Annotated in this window: 12 protein-coding genes and 1 pseudogene; 6 read left to right on the top strand and 7 right to left on the bottom strand. The window is 61.5% G+C overall.

The features are described from left to right. Positions 1 to 108 precede the first annotated feature (108 nt). From NKH70_RS09960 to NKH70_RS09950, 3 genes and pseudogenes are all read left to right on the top strand, one after another. Entirely contained in the window at positions 109 to 1,035 is a 927-nt protein-coding gene (locus tag NKH70_RS09960) for an NADP-dependent oxidoreductase (protein ID WP_352977300.1), read from the top strand. A 361-nt stretch (positions 1,036 to 1,396) separates the two neighbouring features. After that, a pseudogene (locus tag NKH70_RS09955) lies at positions 1,397 to 3,087 on the top strand (FAD-dependent oxidoreductase). Continuing rightward, positions 3,084 to 3,395: a UBP-type zinc finger domain-containing protein gene (locus NKH70_RS09950; protein WP_036238601.1), complete on the top strand. Its 312-nt coding sequence runs from the start codon at positions 3,084 to 3,086 to the stop codon at positions 3,393 to 3,395. Before NKH70_RS09955 ends, NKH70_RS09950 begins: the two are co-directional and overlap by 4 nt. Before the next feature lie 219 nt (positions 3,396 to 3,614). On the opposite strand, the gene NKH70_RS09945 is transcribed toward NKH70_RS09950, so the two are convergent. The 3 genes from NKH70_RS09945 to NKH70_RS09935 form a co-directional block, all read right to left on the bottom strand. Further along, the gene (locus tag NKH70_RS09945; protein ID WP_353025180.1) at positions 3,615 to 4,448 is read right to left on the bottom strand and encodes a GNAT family N-acetyltransferase; all 834 of its coding nucleotides are present in this window, start codon (positions 4,446 to 4,448) and stop codon (positions 3,615 to 3,617) included. A gap of 332 nt (positions 4,449 to 4,780) precedes the next feature. After that, positions 4,781 to 5,776: a sterol desaturase family protein gene (locus NKH70_RS09940; protein WP_353025178.1), complete on the bottom strand. Its 996-nt coding sequence runs from the start codon at positions 5,774 to 5,776 to the stop codon at positions 4,781 to 4,783. A 237-nt stretch (positions 5,777 to 6,013) separates the two neighbouring features. Then, positions 6,014 to 7,942 carry a heparinase II/III family protein gene (locus NKH70_RS09935; RefSeq protein WP_352718075.1) on the bottom strand — a complete coding sequence of 643 codons (1,929 nt, stop codon included), beginning with the start codon at positions 7,940 to 7,942 and terminating at the stop codon, positions 6,014 to 6,016. Positions 7,943 to 8,058: 116 nt separating this feature from the next. On the opposite strand from NKH70_RS09935, the gene NKH70_RS09930 reads away from it, so the two are divergent. Further along, on the top strand, positions 8,059 to 9,300 hold the full coding sequence (locus NKH70_RS09930; protein WP_352977296.1) for a glycoside hydrolase family 5 protein: 1,242 nt from the start codon (positions 8,059 to 8,061) through the stop codon (positions 9,298 to 9,300). A 168-nt stretch (positions 9,301 to 9,468) separates the two neighbouring features. Continuing rightward, positions 9,469 to 11,394 carry an asparagine synthase (glutamine-hydrolyzing) gene (gene asnB / locus NKH70_RS09925; protein WP_353025176.1) on the top strand — a complete coding sequence of 642 codons (1,926 nt, stop codon included), beginning with the start codon at positions 9,469 to 9,471 and terminating at the stop codon, positions 11,392 to 11,394. On the opposite strand, the gene NKH70_RS09920 is transcribed toward asnB, so the two are convergent. Further along, on the bottom strand, positions 11,368 to 12,486 hold the full coding sequence (locus NKH70_RS09920; protein ID WP_352913784.1) for a glycosyltransferase family 4 protein: 1,119 nt from the start codon (positions 12,484 to 12,486) through the stop codon (positions 11,368 to 11,370). The two genes, asnB and NKH70_RS09920, sit on opposite strands and share 27 nt — an antisense overlap. A 169-nt stretch (positions 12,487 to 12,655) precedes the next feature. On the opposite strand from NKH70_RS09920, the gene NKH70_RS09915 reads away from it, so the two are divergent. Then, a complete protein-coding gene (locus NKH70_RS09915; protein WP_352913781.1) occupies positions 12,656 to 14,095 on the top strand; it encodes a lipopolysaccharide biosynthesis protein in 1,440 nt (479 codons plus the stop codon). Positions 14,096 to 14,139: 44 nt separating this feature from the next. Here NKH70_RS09915 and NKH70_RS09910 read toward each other — a convergent pair whose 3' ends face one another. Genes NKH70_RS09910 through wecB form a run of 3 tightly spaced genes read right to left on the bottom strand, consistent with a single transcriptional unit; the run spans position 14,140 to position 17,418 of the window. Next, positions 14,140 to 14,943, bottom strand: coding sequence for a WecB/TagA/CpsF family glycosyltransferase (locus NKH70_RS09910; RefSeq protein ID WP_352913778.1), 804 nt, complete (start codon positions 14,941 to 14,943; stop codon positions 14,140 to 14,142). Beyond that, positions 14,940 to 16,271, bottom strand: a complete 1,332-nt coding sequence (gene wecC / locus NKH70_RS09905; RefSeq protein WP_292653783.1) for a UDP-N-acetyl-D-mannosamine dehydrogenase — start codon at positions 16,269 to 16,271, stop codon at positions 14,940 to 14,942. Before wecC ends, NKH70_RS09910 begins: the two co-directional genes overlap by 4 nt. Then, complete coding sequence (gene wecB / locus NKH70_RS09900; protein ID WP_353025174.1) at positions 16,264 to 17,418, bottom strand: non-hydrolyzing UDP-N-acetylglucosamine 2-epimerase; 1,155 nt, start codon at positions 17,416 to 17,418, stop codon at positions 16,264 to 16,266. Before wecB ends, wecC begins: the two co-directional genes overlap by 8 nt. Positions 17,419 to 17,440: the final 22 nt, after the last annotated feature.

Below are 17,440 nucleotides of genomic sequence, written 5' to 3'. Positions count from 1 at the left end.
ACGACCGGCCGGCCTTTGCTACGACCGAACCGCCGGGTGGATAGACGCCGGCCTGCCGGCGAAACTGTTCAGAGGCGAACTGGACTGCAACCCGATGAGGAGCAAGCCATGATTACTATGAAGGCCGTCCGTATCCACGATTTTGGTGGACCGGAGGTTCTTTCGCTGGACGACGTTCCCTTGCCTCAACCGCGCGACGATGAGGTCACGCTCAAGGTCTGCGCGGCAAGCGTCAATCCAGTCGACTACAAGGTTCGCGAAGGCTCGTCAGGCGCAGATCTGCCCGTCACGCTCGGCCGCGACGTATCCGGCGTGGTGGAACTGTGCGGCACGCGGGCCCATACGCTGAAGAAGGGCGATCCGCTATATGCCATGCTCGGCAACGACCGCGGCGGCAACGCCGAATATGTCGTCGTCAAGGCAACGGAGGCGGCGGCGAAGCCGCAACGCTTAAGCCACGCCGAAGCCGCCGCCGTGCCACTTGCGGGCCTTACCGCGTGGCAAGGCCTTTTCGATCACGGCGGTCTCAAATCCGGGCAGCGGGTCCTCATCCATGGTGGCGCCGGCGGCGTCGGTCATCTGGCGGTGCAGTTTGCAAAGGCTGCGGGCGCCTTCGTCGCGACGACCGTTTCCGCGCAGGATTTCAATTTCGTCCGCGCGCTTGGCGCCGACCAGGCGGTCGATTACAAGAACCAGCGCTTCGAGGAGGTTGTCGAGGACGTCGACCTCGTCTTCGACCTGGTAGCGGGTGAAACACAGGACCGCTCGTGGGACGTGCTCAAGCCCGGCGGGACGCTCGTCTCAACGCTTTCCGAACCGTCGGCGGAAAAGGCCCGCCAGCATCGGGCTCGCGGCGTTTCCTATTTGACCAAGCCGAACGCGGCACAGCTTGCCGAGATCAGCCGCCTCATCGACGCCGGGAAGGTCAGGCCATTCGTGCAGGCAATCTATCCTCTTGAGGAAGTCGCCAAGGCAGAGGAACAGCTCGAGAAGCAGCACACGCGCGGCAAGATTGTGCTTCAGGTAGCCGCCTGAGCACTCGCCGAACAACAGGCCGCAGGCCCGTTTGCGGAGTGCTCGGACACAGGCCGTTTTCTGCTGTCCAGAAGCCCGGCGGCCGAGAGTTTGACACAGGACGGCGCGCCGGGCCTGGCCGGCTTAGACAGGTGCCGGCTGAAGCAGCATGCGCCGGGTTTGCCGGGATGCGCAAATCAAACAAATCAAGGAGATGCAACGGATTGTGAGGCACGTCGCGACGACACCGTCGCACGGGCCGCCGTCAGTTAACTGCGAAGCGAAGGGCACAGCGTTTACCGACAGGCGGGCTAGGTTCCTACCGGCCGAAAGCCGCAAAAAACCGCTTCAAACTGTCGAACACCGGCGATAGGTTCGAAGCATGTATCAATCCGTCAATCCGACCTCCATTGCCCGTCGCGATCAGATGTTTCCAGCGCTGACTGAGGCGGACCTGGACCGCATGGGCCGTTTCGGCGAAGCCGTGTCCTATGCCACAGGCGAACAGATCGTCAAAGCCGGCGAGCTGGCGCCCGGTCTGATCGTGGTCCTGTCCGGCAAGGTGGATATCATCCAGGGCGGCAGCTTCGGCCGGCGCGAAACAATCGTCACGCACGGTGCAGGCAATTTCGTCGGCGAGTTGGCGCAGCTTTCAGCCCGACCCTCACTGGTGGATGTGGAGGCGGTCGAGCCGGTCGAGGCGCTCGTCATCCCCTCGCAAAGGCTGCGGGACCTGATGGTGCAGGAAGCAAACCTCGGCGAGCGCATCATGCGGGCGCTGATCCTGCGTCGTGTCGGCCTGCTCGAGAGCGGCACAGCCGGACCGATCATTGTCGGACCGGTCGACAGCGGCGACGTGTTGCGGCTGCAAGGTTTTCTGGCCCGCAGCGGTCAGCCGCATCGGGTTCTCGATTCGGCTACCGATTCTTGCGCCAAGACGCTGATCGAACGCTTCCAGTCGATATCCACCATTTGCCGATCGTGCTCTGTCCGAACGGCAAGCTGCTGCTCAATCCCGGAGAGAACGAGCTTGCCCGCTGCATCGGCCTGGTGAGGCCGATCGACGCCGGCAAGCTGTACGACGTGGCCATTGTCGGCGCCGGACCGGCCGGCCTCGCGGCGGCCGTCTACGCGGCTTCCGAAGGGTTGTCGACGATCGTGCTCGATTGCCGTGCCTTTGGTGGACAGGCGGGCGCCTCCTCGCGCATCGAGAACTATCTCGGTTTCCCGACCGGCATTTCGGGGATGGCTCTGATGGCGCGCGCCTACAATCAGGCGCAGAAATTCGGCGTCGAGATGGTGATACCGGACGAGGCGAAGCGGCTGGGCAGTGCAAGCGACACGTCCGGCGCCCACTACACGCTCGCTGTCGGCAGCGGGGAGACCGTGCGGGCACGGTCGGTGGTGATCGCCAGCGGAGCGCGCTATAGCCGCCTCGACATGGCAAACCTGGCGCAATTCGAGGGAACCTCCGTGCATTACTGGGCTTCGCCAATCGAAGCGCGGCTTTGTGCCGGGCAAGAGGTAGCCCTGGTCGGCGCCGGCAATTCGGCTGGTCAGGCTGCTGTCTATCTGGCGGCGCATGTGAAGAAGGTATGGCTGCTGGCGCGCGGCAGCAGCCTCGATGCGAGCATGTCGCGCTATCTGGTGGAGCGGGTCAGGGCACAGCCGAACATCAAAGTGCTGGCTGAGACGCAGATTGCGGCCCTGGAAGGCAACGACGGCAATCTTGGCAAAGTGCGCTGGCGCAACCGCGACACCGAGACAGCACGTCCGATCCGCCACCTCTTCCTGTTCATCGGCGCCGATCCGAACACCGACTGGCTGGCGCAATGCGGCGTGGCGTTGGACGCGAAGGGCTTCGTTCGCACCGGGCCTGACATTGGCCAGGAACGTGGTGCACTGGAGACGAACCGCGGCGGGGTGTTCGCCATCGGCGACGTGCGCTCCGGCTCGATCAAGCGCGTCGCCGCTGCCGTCGGCGAAGGCGCCCAGGTGGTTGCAGCGCTGCATGCATATCTCGCGCGAAACGGCAGTCTCGCCGTGGCGCCACAACTGGTCAGGAGCGTATGATGGCAGACGAATGCAGGCACGCCGGGGATATTCGCGACGTGACGCCGAGCGCGCTCGGTTGCGAGGAATGCCTGAAGAGCGGTTCGCAGTGGGTGCATCTGCGGCTCTGCCGCACATGCGGCCATGTCGGCTGCTGCGACGACTCGCCCAACCGTCATGCGACCAAGCATTTTCGGGCAACCGGCCATCCTGTCATCGAAGGCTACGATCCGCCGGAAGGTTGGGGATGGTGCTACATCGACGAAATCTTCCTCGACCTCGGCGACCGCACCACGCCGCAAAACGGTCCGATACCGCGCTTCATTTGAGCTTTTTGCGAGCGGACCGCTACAGCAACTCCAGGAAAAGTGTGAACGGTTTTCGTCCGGAATTGCGTCAAAACAGAAGATAGAGCTGTTCGGCGTTTCCGTGAAACGAAGCGTTCTAATGCACGTCGCGCAAAAGTGTGCAGCGGTTTAGCGATAACGACATGGATAAAAACAAGAATCTAAAGCGCGTCGCATGAGGCCGATCGAACGCGACGCGCTTTAGTCCAGGGCTGCTTCGGCTTGAGCGGGCGTATCGCGTCCCTCTGGTGGTGCCGATGAACGCTCGCGCATATGCCTGACGGTCTGAAGGACACGATCGGCAAGAGATGCAAGCGCACCCTGTGCCGTGCGCGTCCCGATGACGGATTCCAGCGTAACCGCCTGCGTTGAGAATTTGTGTTTGAACGACTCTGCGCCACAGAGGAAATCGACCGTGCTCAAGCCGTGATCGATCGACCACTGTACATAGTCCATCAACAGGATCACACCTGGCGACGCCCGGCCGAAATCCGGATCGAACGTCGTCACGAAGGCCATCATCACGTCGTGCTGGACGAAGTTGATCGACACCGCGACCATCACGCCATTGCATTCGAGGACGAAGATATGCAGCACGCCGGCGCGCGCCAGCGCATCGACGAGCGCGGCGAGTACCGGCACGCCCTCTTCGAAGAGGTCTGACTCACGCATGCGCTCGGTCAGCCATTTCCGCTTCAAGGCCGCGAGGCGCTCCAGTACCGGTTGCAGCGGCTCGTCGGGCGCAAGCAGGCGAAATCTCACCTCTCCGGCTTCTTCCAGCGCTTTGATGCCGCGCCGATAGTTCTGGCGCGTCTTTTTCGACTGGTCCGCAAACCATGCCGCTCCGCTTTCCCATTGTCCGGCAACGCGATAGCTGACTTCCGTTCGGTGAAAGTGACGAAGCCTGATGCCGCCGGAAGCTCCCGGCGTGAAAATTTTGCGGGCCGCCGCATCCGGCGAGAGACGACTGATCAAGGCAAGATCGAAGCCACCTGCATCGCAGAGTTGGGTCCATAGCTCCTGCAGCGCCGACAACGAGCATTCCGGAGCGACGAGAATATCCCCATAGTCGGTATAGCTGCCGGCCGCCCATTCGAGAAACCGCAGCCTCCTGCGCCTGCCGATCGCCAGCGGAACGACAGCAACGAGTCTCTCGCCCTTCCACACCAGGCCGATCCGCAACGCGCACTGGTCGCGGCGTTGTACGGTACTCCACCATGCCGAAATCCAGGCATGGCTTTGAAAGATCAGCCCGTCGGTGCGATGCCAAAGCTCCATCCAAGCGGCTTCGACCGCAGCCAGGCGATCCGCCGAACGGACGATTTCCAGGCGCTCCGCGCCTAGGACGTCGATGGAAACGGCGGTGTTCATGAAGGAGAACTGTCCTGTGGCTGCGCGACCACATTGGGCCGTCTGTGAAACAGTCGCATGACATGCCTTGCCATCTTCTTGAGCGGCAGGATGTAGAGCCCAAAGAGCGACTGGTAATCGCGCACATCGCGATCGACCAGGCCAAATTTCAGGTCTTCATCCGGCTCCGGGACAAATTGCGTTCCGAACAGACGATCCCAGAACGAAAAAAGCAGGCCGAAATTCTTATCATAGTGACGCGGGTCGATGCTGTGATGCACCTGGTGCCAGTGCGGACACAGGATGATGTTGTTCAACGGGCCGAACGATATCTTGAGATGCGTATGGCGAACAAAGTCCATCATCAGGATGTTGCGGATGACGTAGACGTTGATGCCGAAGATAGCGACCTCTACCGGATCGAGTGCGATCAGGCTCCAGATACCGAAGCAGATGCCCGGGATGACGCCATCCCACATACGGTTCATCAGATCGTCCAGCGGATGAACCCGGTCCTTGGTGATCCCCACCATCACCTCGGCCGAATGATGCACCTTGTGCAATTCCCACAGGAACGGGAAGCGGTGCTGGGCGACGTGGTACAGGTAGTATGAAATGTCATAGGCGACCAGCATGGTTGCGGTGAAGATGACGATCGTCACCGGTCCCGCCGGGCCGGCGAGAAGCGGCGCGTGGATGTTGAAGAGCCAGCCGATTGCCTCGCGTGTGCCATAGCCCACCGCGACGACGAAGGTGACGCCGGCAGGAATGAGCAGGAAAGGCATCATCGCCCGTTTCGTAATCCAGAACAGGGCGTCGGCTCGCGCCGACGGGTGCAGGATGACTTCCGGCGGGAAGGCGAAGTCGAAAAAGTCCCTGAGGGATTTATGTTCGACAGTTCGCCAGTAGGCGATCACCGCGCTGCCCAGTGCGGTGAGGAGAAGCAGGCCGAGCGTGGTCAGATTGACGTTCGAAAGCTTTTCCACAATCGCTCTGGCAAATTCGGAAAACATCGTTGCAGCGGCTCCTGGTCGTAAGAAGGCAGTCTGGGGTCGTAAGAAGGCGATCTGGCGAATAGCAAAGCACAAAATTCCCGCCAAACTCGCTACGCCGCCTGCAACCAGTGGCTGTTGCGGGCACGGCGGGCAAAGCAGGCTGGATGGTGCGAGACTAGCAGATCAACGGTAACGAAACCGCTAAATGTCCAAACGTAATTAATGTCGAATACGGCTGGAACTCGCCCGGCAACTCTACGTTGGCGCCGGTTTTTTCCGTTGCGGCGGGTGAATTGGGGCAAGATGGATATCGATCCCGGTTTCGCCCACTTCGCCGTGCCAAGCGAGCCGTTCGGCTTGCTGCCTGGTGCCAAAACGCAGTGAAACCCAACCGCCTCGGCCCGGCATGTCACCGCCGGCGCCGATATCGAGCGCAGCATCAGGAAAGCGGATGGCCAACAGCGCCTCGTCGCCGCGCAACACCGTGACCGTGTTTTCGTGCCGGTCGGCATGGAGACCGGCCGCCAGCTGGAAGACGATCTCGGACTGGCGCCTGCCGCCGAGCAGTTGGTCGGTGATGAGGATGCCATCGGCCTGGCGCGCCAAAGTGCGCTGATGCACGACGCCGAAGCGGCTTCTATAGCCGTCATGCCGGGCGCTCAGCCTCCAGTGCGTTCCCGGCTCGCTCTCCACCAGCGCTGCGACTGCCTTGTGCGACCAGTTGAAATTTCCAGCGATGGTGCTTTGGCTTTTACCCTCGATGTTCAGCGTGTTGTGCGCCGGTGTGGAGCGGAACCAGTCGCGCCATGCGCCTCCCGAACCGTAGAGCCAGGTGCCGGGATCGACCAGCACCGGCTCACCGTCGATGCACAGGGTAAGCGACAGCGCGTCGGCATGGCCGTGCGCCGCTATCGAGAGATAGCCAAGCGGTCCATGATCGAACGTCAGTTCGACATTGCGGCCATTCATTGCTCCGCGCCAGACTGAGAGCCCGCCTTGCGCGAATGTCTGCAAGCCATGCACCGCGGGCGCCGGGCCCGACGGCGCACCAAAGAAAAGCGAACGAAAATCGTCAGGCTCCGGCGTGTTGCCCGGCGTCCCCAGTAAGCCGTGGATGGCGGCCGCGACGGATCGGATATAGTTCGGCTCGTCGCCCAGCTTCAGCACATGGCCCTCATCGTCGTCGCCGAAGCGGGCGGCTTTCTGTGGCAGCCAGCCGACGAAATTGGCGAAGGCGCCCAGACGCGCTTCGACAGCCGAGGGAAACGGCGTTCCCGCCTGGCGTGCCGCGGCGGCGCACAGCAAGATGAGTTCGGCGCTGAAGGCTGCATAGGTCGGCGTTTGCTCGGCACCGGCGCCGTCGGCAAGAATCTGCTTGTGCGTCTCATTCAGGAGGGCGCTGCGGGCAATTTCGGTTTCGGCTCCGAGCGCCAGGCCGACCAGATATTCGCCAGCCAATTCCGCGACGAGATGGTTGTTGGCGGAGGAATATCGCGATGGAAACCGCGGCAGCCAATAGGCGCTTGCCGCGAGTATTTCACCGGCTTTCCGCAGTGTCGCCGGGTCAAGCCGGTCGCGGACGAGGTCCAGGGTGACGATCAGGCTGATGGCTCGCAGCGCTACTTCGATGCCGGAAGCCCAGCCAATGCCTCGGAACGGCGGATTGGCGGAATACCAACTGCCGATCGCCAACTCAATGGCACTCCGGGACCGATTATCCTCGCTGAGGAGCAGGTGTGCAGCCAGTGGCGGCAATTGCTGCAGCCGGTTGATCTCCCAGACATATTTTATATCGCCAAGGTCGCCGCCATGGCGAAAATCGATGTCGAAAGTATGAGCCTCGGGGCCAGGCCAAAGCCTGCCGGTCACCGGATCAAGACGCCAAAGCTCAGCAGGAAACAAAAGATCGGGCTCACGCTTTGGCCATGTCCGCCCGAGTGCCGAAAAACGGCCCTGAAGCATCTCTTGCGCGGCCGCCGCTAGGGCTTGCCGTTGAGCGTCGGTCGCTGCCAGCGCAGCATGACGAAATCCGGGCAGCACCGGGTGCAACTGCGGCGATGGATAGCGCTCCCACCCATCATCGCGGCGGCGCGACGCGATCCTTCGACGTTGCTCCACCAGCCGGTGCAACACCTCGGCCGGTCCCATGCTGCGCAATCGGTTGATGTACCAGCCGATTCTCATGCACGCCCCGTCAACGTTTCGGTCCTTGTATACCATGCCGTCGAAAAGCTGCGGGCCGGCAATCTTCTTTCCCGTTCGTTGCGGTTAATATCTCCCGCGAGCATGCGGAGGTAGCGATGGGAAAAGCCGTGTATGTTGTTGCCTGGGTGCTCGCCTTGCTTGTGGCGGCCGACGCAGCGCCCATCCCTCTCAAGCGCGGCGTTGGCGTGCATCAGTGGCTCAACTGGTCGCCGGTGGAGAAAGACGGAACCTACGTTTGGCCGCCCTATCGCAGCGAAAAGGAGTGGCTTGCGGAAAGCAGGCCGCCCACCGACTGGCCGTCCGGGGAGGTGTTTGCCCACATCCGATCGATGGGCTTCGACTTCGTCCGGCTGAGCGTCGATCCCGGCCCGCTGCTTGCCAGCGAGGGCGCCAAGCGGCAGCAGGCGCTGGACATACTTGCCGCCGCCGTCGAGCGGATCACGTCGACCGGCCTCAAGGTGGTTTTCGACCTGCATGGCGTCACTCAGGTTCCCGACTACAGCATGGAGATGATCTATGGCGGCGCCGACAGCGAGGGCGTTGCCCGCTATCGTCAAATGGTTGTGGCGGTCGCCGCCATGCTGGTCAAGATAGGCACCGACAGAGTCGCCCTCGAACCTTACAACGAACCCGCATACTACCCATGCGATGCGAGCGGCAGCGATGACTGGCAGCGGATCATGGCAGGGACCGTCCACGACATTCGAGCGGTCAGCAGCGAACTTACCATCGTTGCAACCGGCGCCTGCGGCGGCAGCATTGCCGGATTGGTCAACCTCAGCCCCGGCTTTGATGACCCAAACCTCTATTACAGCTTCCATATGTATGAGCCGCACAGCTTCACCCACCAGCGGCCCGATGACACAATCAGCTTTGCTTCGGGACTTCCCTGGCCGGCCGACAGCAGTACACCCGAAGTGGTGACCGAAACCCTTAGAGCGCGGATGGAAGCTGCCGGCTTGAGCAGGGTCGAGCAGATGATGAACATGGCCACCGCGCGCCAAGCAATCGCGAAATATTTCGAGCAGAACTGGGGCCAGAGCCAACTGGAGGCGAGCTTTCGCCAGGCTGTCGACTGGGCTGAAGGCCATGGCATTCCCAGCCGGCGGCTCTTCATGGGCGAATTCGGCGCTATCCTCATGTCAGCGGACGGCCGCATGGGCGCCTTTGAGGCCGACCGTTCGCGCTATCTCAAGGTAGTGCGCCGAGAGGCCGAACGCTTTGCGATCCCATGGTCTGTCTGGGAGTTCTCCAATCCCTATGGGATGAGCCTCATCCGGCCCGATGGCCCCCCGGTACCCGACCCGGAGATGCTGCAGGCATTGGGCCTGCCATAGGTGCCGTCACTCCCCCTCACCAGCGAACAACCGGTGGCAACCCCTGACCGCCAGGCTTGATCGAGGAACGGCCCGTAGCAGCTTTTCTCCCGGTTGGGTTGTATTGGCACGAAGTGTTTAACACATTTGTTGTACTGAAGTGAGGAATGCGCGCGCCTAGGGGGGACAATGTGTGGAATTGCCGGATGGATCGGTCGAAGGGCCGAAAATCCACAAGAGCGGGCCGCCAGAATGTCAAATGCATTGCGGCATCGCGGTCCCGATGCCGAAGGCACCGAGATATTGGACCTGAACACCGGCGAGGAACAATTGGCATTGGTCCATCGCCGCCTGGCGATCATTGACTTGGCGCCCGAGTCGAATCAGCCGATGCAGATTGAGAACGGCCGTCTCAAAATAATTTTCAACGGTGAGATATATAACTACATCGAGCTGCGCCAGGAACTGATCGGCCTTGGCCATCATTTTCGAACGCGCTCCGACACCGAGGTGCTGCTCCGAGCCTACGATCAGTGGCACTTGTCCATGTTCGACCGGCTGAGCGGCATGTTCGCCTTTGCCCTCTGGGATGCTCAGAGGCAGGAATTGATCCTCGGCCGGGATCCCTTCGGGGAAAAGCCGCTTTACCTCATGCAAAGCGAAAAATTGCTGCTGTTTGCCTCGGAGATCAACGCATTATTGTCGTCGCAGCAAGATGCGCAGCAACTCGATCTGGATGCCGTGCACGAGTATCTGAACTGGCGTTATGTGCCGGGACCACGCACGCTTTTTAAACAGATCCGCAAGCTCAATCCCGGCAGCTATGCTGTCTGGTCGCAAGGGGTAGTCAAGGAAACGCGCTACTATACGCCTCCGGACCAGGCGACCCTGACCGAGCGGATCGACGGAAAAGCCGCCAAGCGGCGATTTCTGGAACTGCTCGACCATTCCGTCGAGATCAGGATGCGCAGCGATGCACCTTTTGGGGCCTTTCTCTCCGGAGGACTCGACTCCTCGGCTATCGTCGCGCTGATGGCCAGGCATAGCGCCACGCCCATTCGCACGTTTTCTGTCGGGTTCGACGACGCAGCCTATAGCGAACTTGCATTCGCCCGGCGCGTTGCCGATCATTTCAGGACCGATCATTGCGAACTTGTCATCCAGCCAGGCGATCTGATGGATCACCTGCCAGCGATGGTTCGCCAACGCGGGGCACCTGTTTCGCAAAGCAGCGATATTCCAATTTACCTGATGTCGGAGCGAGCCTCCCAGGACGTCAAGATGGTGCTCACCGGAGAAGGAGCCGACGAGATTCTCGGCGGCTACCCCAAGCATCGCGCGGAATCACTGGCCGGTATCTACCAGTCGCTTGTTCCAGCCTCGCTGCACGATAACGTCCTTTCCCCTTTGGTACGCGCCATGCCGGGCGCGTCGGCCAAGGTCGATACGTTTGCCCGCACCGCGGGCGAAAGGGACTTTGCCGCTCGGATGGTCTCCTGGTTTGGAGCCGTTTCGGCGCGGCAGCGCGCTTGCCTGATCGGTGAGTCCGTAGATCGCCGTTATGAGCGCAACGACTTTCCGTTCTCGTCAAGCGCTGCAGCCTCCCATCTTCGCCGCGTGCTGTTTTTCGATCAGACATCGTGGCTGCCCGACAATCTCCTGGAACGAGGCGACCACATGATGATGGCCGGTTCAATCGAAGGAAGAATGCCGTTCCTCGATCGCGATCTGGTTTCGTTCGTCAGCAAATTGCCCGATCGCTACAGGCTGGGTTGGTTGCACAGCAAGCAGATCCTGCGCGACATCATGGCCAATATCCTTCCCGAGGAAATTCTCAGCCGCCGCAAGGTCGGGTTCAAGGTACCGGTCGCCGAATGGTTTCGCGGATCGATGAGGAACTACGTGCATGACCATCTTTGCTCGCCTCACTCCGTTATTCGCAGCTATCTGAGTCCGAAACAGCTCGATCAAATCGTCTCGGAACACACCACGCGTGCCGCCGACCACGAAAAACTGATATGGGCGCTGTTGAATTTGGAGATATTCCACCGCGAATTCAGGCTCGAAGCGCCGCCGCGATCGTCGGCCTCAGCGCTTGACCGGTTGACGGCTTGACGCGGCCGACCGCCAGACATCGCAGATTGCGCCGACAAATGGGGCGAGCTCAAGCCGTTCCCGATGCACGGCCATGGCACCGGCACCAAGCCTTGCCCTTAGTGCTGGGTTCTCCACGAGGCGGCTCAACGCGTCGGTCAACGCTGTAATATCGCCTGGCGGCACCAGCAGCCCGGATTGCCCGTCGGTGATTATGTCTTCGACCGCGCCAACCGGGGTCGCCACCACCGCCAAACCGGCTGCCATGCCTTCGATAACCGACATCGGCAGATTTTCGGCGAACGAGGGAAGAACCAGAATATCGGCCGAAGAGATCAGCGATGCGACATCGTCAGGTCCCACCCAGCCCGGAAAGGCGATCCGGTCTGCAATCCCCAGCGCGGCTGACTTTGTCCGTGCCGCCTCGACTTCGCCATCGCCGGCAATCGTCGCGCGCCAATTCTTGACAGGGCTCATGCGGTGCAGCGCCTCCAGCAATTGCGGTACGCCCTTGCGGTCGCCGATGCGACCGAGGAACAGGATATGCACATGGTCGCCGCCGCCGACATGCGCCAGCAACGGGACTTCGGTCGCATTGGGCACGATCACGATATTGCCGGCAGCGCCCGGCGCCCGGTCGGCGACGAAATCGCGCCAAAGCCTGCCCAAAACGATCACCCGATCGGCATGCTCGAACAGAGCTTTGATACGGCGGCTTATGAAACCACGGTCGGCTTTCCAGAATGTCTGATACTGCGCCCCGTGCAAATGCAGGACATAGGGTATCGACAGCAGCCGTGCGCAGGCGGCGATCACCATCTTGCGGTAGGTGCTACCGGAAACTGAGATGTTGATATGAATGACATCGGCGCGTCCAGCCAGACGCGCTTTAAGCATCCGTAAGCAAAAGCCGAGCATATAGAAGACCGAAAGTCCGACATGGCCCGGGCCACGGCTGGCAAGGAAGCACACATCGATGTCCGCAATTTCTTGCCGTTCGAACTCTTGTTTCAGCGCCCCCATGATGCGGTCGATGCCGCCCTGCCCCGAAACGCCCGACGGCGTCGCGACCAGGACATGTATTTTTCGATCGGATATGAGGCGCTGCAACATGATGGTACTCTAAATAACACAGACCGGGTAACTGCAAAGCAAACGTTCCCGATAAGGTTTACGGCAAATCTTTTAGTTCAAACTGAATCTGTTCACCCTTCGCCGTCATCGCGCTGGATTTTCCGCCAGTCGGCGGCTAGTCGGAGGTGAGTTTTCCAGGGACACGCCCTTGCTGCTCCGTTCCACCCTCATTTATGCTCCGGCGATCCTGCTGACGCGAATTTCGGCGCTGCTCCTGCTGGTCGTAGTGACGCGTTTGATCGACCAGACCGAGTATGGCCTGCTCACCCTAGTGGTGACCGTCGGTGAAATGACCGACATTGCCGTCACCAACTGGCTGCGCATCGCCTTGCTCAGGCTGGGCGGCAAGGGCGAGGTCAGCCGCGGCAGCCTGATGCTGGCAGGGCAGGTGTTGCTTGCGACCACGACCCTGGCGCTGGTCATATCGGTAGGCGCGTCGGCAGTGGTCGTGCCGGAACGCTGGGTCGAGTTCGCGATCGCGGTCTGCGGCTATCTGGTCGCCGGATCCATCAGCCGCTTCGCGTTGACGGTGCTGCAGATGCAGCAGCGCCATTCGGTCTATTCGATCCTAGAAGCCCTGCGTGCCCTGCTGCAACTCGCGCTGCCGATCGGCGCCATTCTTGTCTTCCAGGATAGCTTTCTGACGGTTTCGCTCGGCTCGAGCCTCGGCGCCTTGATTGCCGGCATCGTGGCGGGGATCATGGCATACCGACGGGTCGTTGCCGGTCCGCCGCGCTTCACCCACAGGGACTTCTTTGCGCTCGGTGTGCCGCTGGTCATCATGGCGCTGGTGGGCTTCGGGCTCAACAGCGCGGAGCGTCTGTTCCTCAAGATCTATTACGATGCCAGCGCTGTAGCGATCTTCGCCGCAGCCTATGCCCTGGCCCGCCAGCCGATCGACATGGTCGCCAACGCCATCAACATGGGCGCCTTTCCCGAGGTGGTCAGCCGGTTCGACGAGGATGGGCCCGCGGCGTCGGGCCGGCTGCTGTCGCAACTGATGGCGCTGATGATGCGGCTTTGCCTGCCGATTGCAGCGATGCTGGTCGCGCTCAGCAGCGATATCACCGAGCTCATGCTGCCCTCGCAATATCACGGCCGCTTCGGCCTGCTGTTTCCGATCATTGCCTTTAGCGTGCTGTGTGCCAACCTCACCAGCTTCGTTTATGGCGTCGTGGTGCACGCGCACAAGCGGCCGTGGCTGCTGATCATCGCCAATCTCTTCGGCTCGGTGGCAACAATCACATTGTCCCTGCTGTTGATCCCCCCGATGGCCGAGATCGGCGCCGCTTTGGCGCTAGCGGGCGGCTCGGTGGTGGGCTCCATAACCTGCATTATCATCAGCGAGCGGCTCACGCCGGTGCCGGTGCCGTGGCGCGACATCGGTGTTTCGGTGATCATCTCGCTCAGCACGGGGGTGGCCGCCAAGCTTGCCAGCATGGTGGCCGGCGACGTGCCTGCGATCTTCTCGCTTGTCGCTGGCGGCACCGCCGGCGCTGCGGTTTTCTTCGGGCTGACCTCGTTGTTCCACCCTGTGGAAGCGACGCAATTCGTCGCCCAGCTGCGGGCGCGGCTACGGATCGCGTAAAGCGAAGTCCAGGCCAACGCCTCTATTGTTGGGAAAACGCGAACCTATAAACCGGCGTTTCGGCGCCAGCGACGCTCCCAGAACTCCCGGCACAGCAGCCCGGCGTAGGCAGTGTTGGTGTCGTAGTAGCGGCGCCACAAGCGTTGCGGCTCCTGGACCACGCGGAACAGCCACTCCAGGCCCGCCGCTTGTATCAGCTTCGGCGCACGGGCAACCTTGCCGCCATAGACGTCGAAACTGCCGCCCACGCCCATCACGAAGCTTGAGGCGAGTTCATCGCGGTAGCGTTTGAGAAAGCGTTCCTTGCGCGGTGTCGGCATGGCCACCAGCAGGCAGTCGGCGTCCGAGGCGTTGATCGCCGCGACGATCCCGGCCTCGTCCTCCGGCTTGAAATAACCGTTGCGCATTCCCGCTATGCTGAGGCTCGGATGGTCTTTGGCAAGTCTCGCTGCAACCGCGTCGAGAACGTGCTGTTCGGCCCCCAGCAGATACGGCCTGAACCCACGCTTCGCGCAGAGGCTCAGCAGATTGATCATGATGTCGACGCCCGCCACCCGCTCGGGCAGCGCGACGCCGCACAGACGTGCGCCCCAAAGCACGCCGATGCCGTCGACGTTGACCACGTCCGCCCCTGCCACGTCCTCGCGCAGTTCGGCATTCTGGCGCATGGTCACCAGCTTGGCGACGTTCACGACCACATGATGCAGCGGCCGCCGCAGGGTCATCGCCTCGTCGGCGATGGCCAGCGTCTCTGCCATGGTCAGCGCATGGATAGGTGCGCCAAGGAACTCCCGGCGCCGTGACGCCAACAGGGAATGCTGCGCCCATGCCGGGGCGTGCGCGTTCATGCGGCCTGCTCCCTTGCAAGCGTCACTTGTGCGACCTCTGGTTTCTTGCCTTCGATGCGGGCGTCCGGCTTGCGTGCCTTGCGCCAGGTCCACAGCCCCCTCGTATCGACGAGCTTCTTGTCCTTGAGCGCTTCGGGGTCGACCAGATTGAATTGTCGATGGTCGACCAGGAGGACGACGATGTCGGATTTGTCGATGGCCGAAAGCGCGTCGGTGAACACGATGCCCCTGCCCTCGAGCTCATGCGGCAGCGAATTTGTGTTGGGTTCAGCCGCAATGATCTTCACATTGGGGATATCGGACAGGAGTTTCACCACCTCGACGGCCGGGCTCTCACGCAAATCGTCGATGTTGGCTTTGAAGCTGAGGCCAAGACAGGCGATCGTCTGTTTGCGGGAGGGGTCGAGCAAGGCCTCGATATCCCTGACCACCGACATGGGCCGCTCGGAATTGATCCGGCGTGCCGAAGCCATCAGCCGCGTGCTGTTGGGTGCGGCGTCGATGATAAAATATGGATCGACCGCAATGCAGTGACCGCCAACGCCCGGGCTCGGCTGGAGGATGTTCACGCGAGGGTGTCGATTGGCGAGATCGATCACTTCCCATACATTGAGCGACAGGTCCTGACACACTGCGGCAAGCTCGTTGGCAAAGGCGATGTTGACGTCGCGGAACGCGTTCTCGGTCAGTTTCACCAACTCAGCACTTTCGGCCGTTGTCATGAACAGGTCGCCGGTGACGAAGGTCGAATAGAGTGCCGCGGTCCGCTCCGACGATTTGCGGGACAATCCGCCGATCGAGCGATCGTTGTTGATCAGCTCGGTCAGCACCTTTCCCGGCAGCACGCGCTCGGGCGAATAGGCAACCAGCACATCGGCGTCTTCGCCATGCTGGACCGGAAATTTGAGATCGGGCCGCAGCTCGGCAAGCAGCCCGGTCATGATACGCGTGGTTCCGACCGGCGATGTCGATTCCAACACCACAAGGTCTCCCCGCTTCAGCACTGGGGCGATGCTTCGTGCCGCCGCGAGCACGTAGGTCACGTCCGGCTTATGGTCGTGGGTCATCGGGGTCGGCACGGCGATGATATAGGCGTCCGCCGGCTGCGGCGTGCTGTAGGCCATGAGCTTGCCGTTAGCCACGACCTTCTGGATCAGGCCGTCAAGGTCCGGCTCGACGATGTGGATTTCGCCGCGGTTGACCTTCTCGACCACCGCTCCGTTGACATCGACGCCAATGACGTTGAGCCCGCGGCTGGCGAAAATGGCGCAGGTCGGCAGGCCGATATAGCCCATACCGATTACGGAAACGGTTTTGATTTCAGCCATGATGCAGCAGTTCCTCAACAATCCGGTTACTGGCCCGGCCATCGCCATATGGGTTGTGTCGTTCCGCCATGCCGCGATAGGCAGCCTGATCGTCGAGCAGGCGATTGGCGTTGAACAGGATTTTCTCGACATCGGTCCCGACAAGACGGGCGGTGCCGGCCACGATCCCCTCGGGTCGCTCGGTATTTTCGCGCATCACCAGCACCGGCTTGCCGAGCGAAGGCGCTTCTTCCTGCACGCCGCCGCTATCGGTAAGCACCAGATAGCTCTGCTTCTGCAGGTACAGAAACGGCAGATAATCCTGCGGCTCGACCAGATGGATGTTCGGCACGCCTTCCAGCTCTGCGTTGACCACCGAGCTCACATTGGGGTTTGGATGGACAGGGTAGACGATCTGCACGTCTCCGCGCGCCGCCAATCCCGTCAACGCCGTACAGATGCGCTGGATGCCGCCATCGAAATTCTCGCGGCGATGGCCGGTGACGAGGATCATTTTCTTGGAAGGGTCGAGGAAGGGGAAGCGGGCAGCGAGCTTCGCGTTCATCAGCCTGTCGGCATCGATCGCGCTTGAAAAATGCAACAGCGTGTCGATCACCGTGTTGCCGGTCACGAAGATGGTGCTTTCGGCCTTTCCTTCGGCGATGAGATTGTCGCGCGCCTGAACGGTCGGCGCAAAATGCCAGGTGGCGATGTTGCCGGCAATCTTGCGGTTCAGTTCTTCAGGAAACGGCGAGTTGATGTTGTGGCTGCGCAATCCTGCTTCGACATGAGCGACCGGGATACGCTTGTAGAAGGCAGCCAGAGCCGCGGCCATCGCCGTGATGGTGTCGCCCTGTACCATGACGATATCGGGCTTCGCCTTGTCCAGCACCTCGGCCATGCCCAGGAGCACGCGCGAGGTCACGTCGAACAGCGACTGGCCGGGTTGCATGATGTTGAGATCGTGATGCACAGGCAGGCCGGTCAGCTCGACAACCTGGTCGACCATTTCACGATGCTGGGCGGTAATGCATATTTCGGTGATGAAGCCTGGATGAGCAAGGGCGGCACGCGCCACTGGAAAGCATTTGAGTGCCTCCGGCCTCGTGCCGAACACGATCAGCAGTTTCTGCCTGGACGGCAGTTTTGGACGTGAAAGGACGTTCATCGCTGATCCTGGTCGCCTGCAG

The organism is Mesorhizobium sp. M0991 (genome assembly GCF_040318915.1).
Taxonomy (GTDB): Bacteria; Pseudomonadota; Alphaproteobacteria; order Rhizobiales; family Rhizobiaceae; genus Mesorhizobium.
The sequence above is the reverse complement of the archived record's forward strand: the minus strand, read 5'-3'. Positions and strand labels throughout refer to the sequence as shown.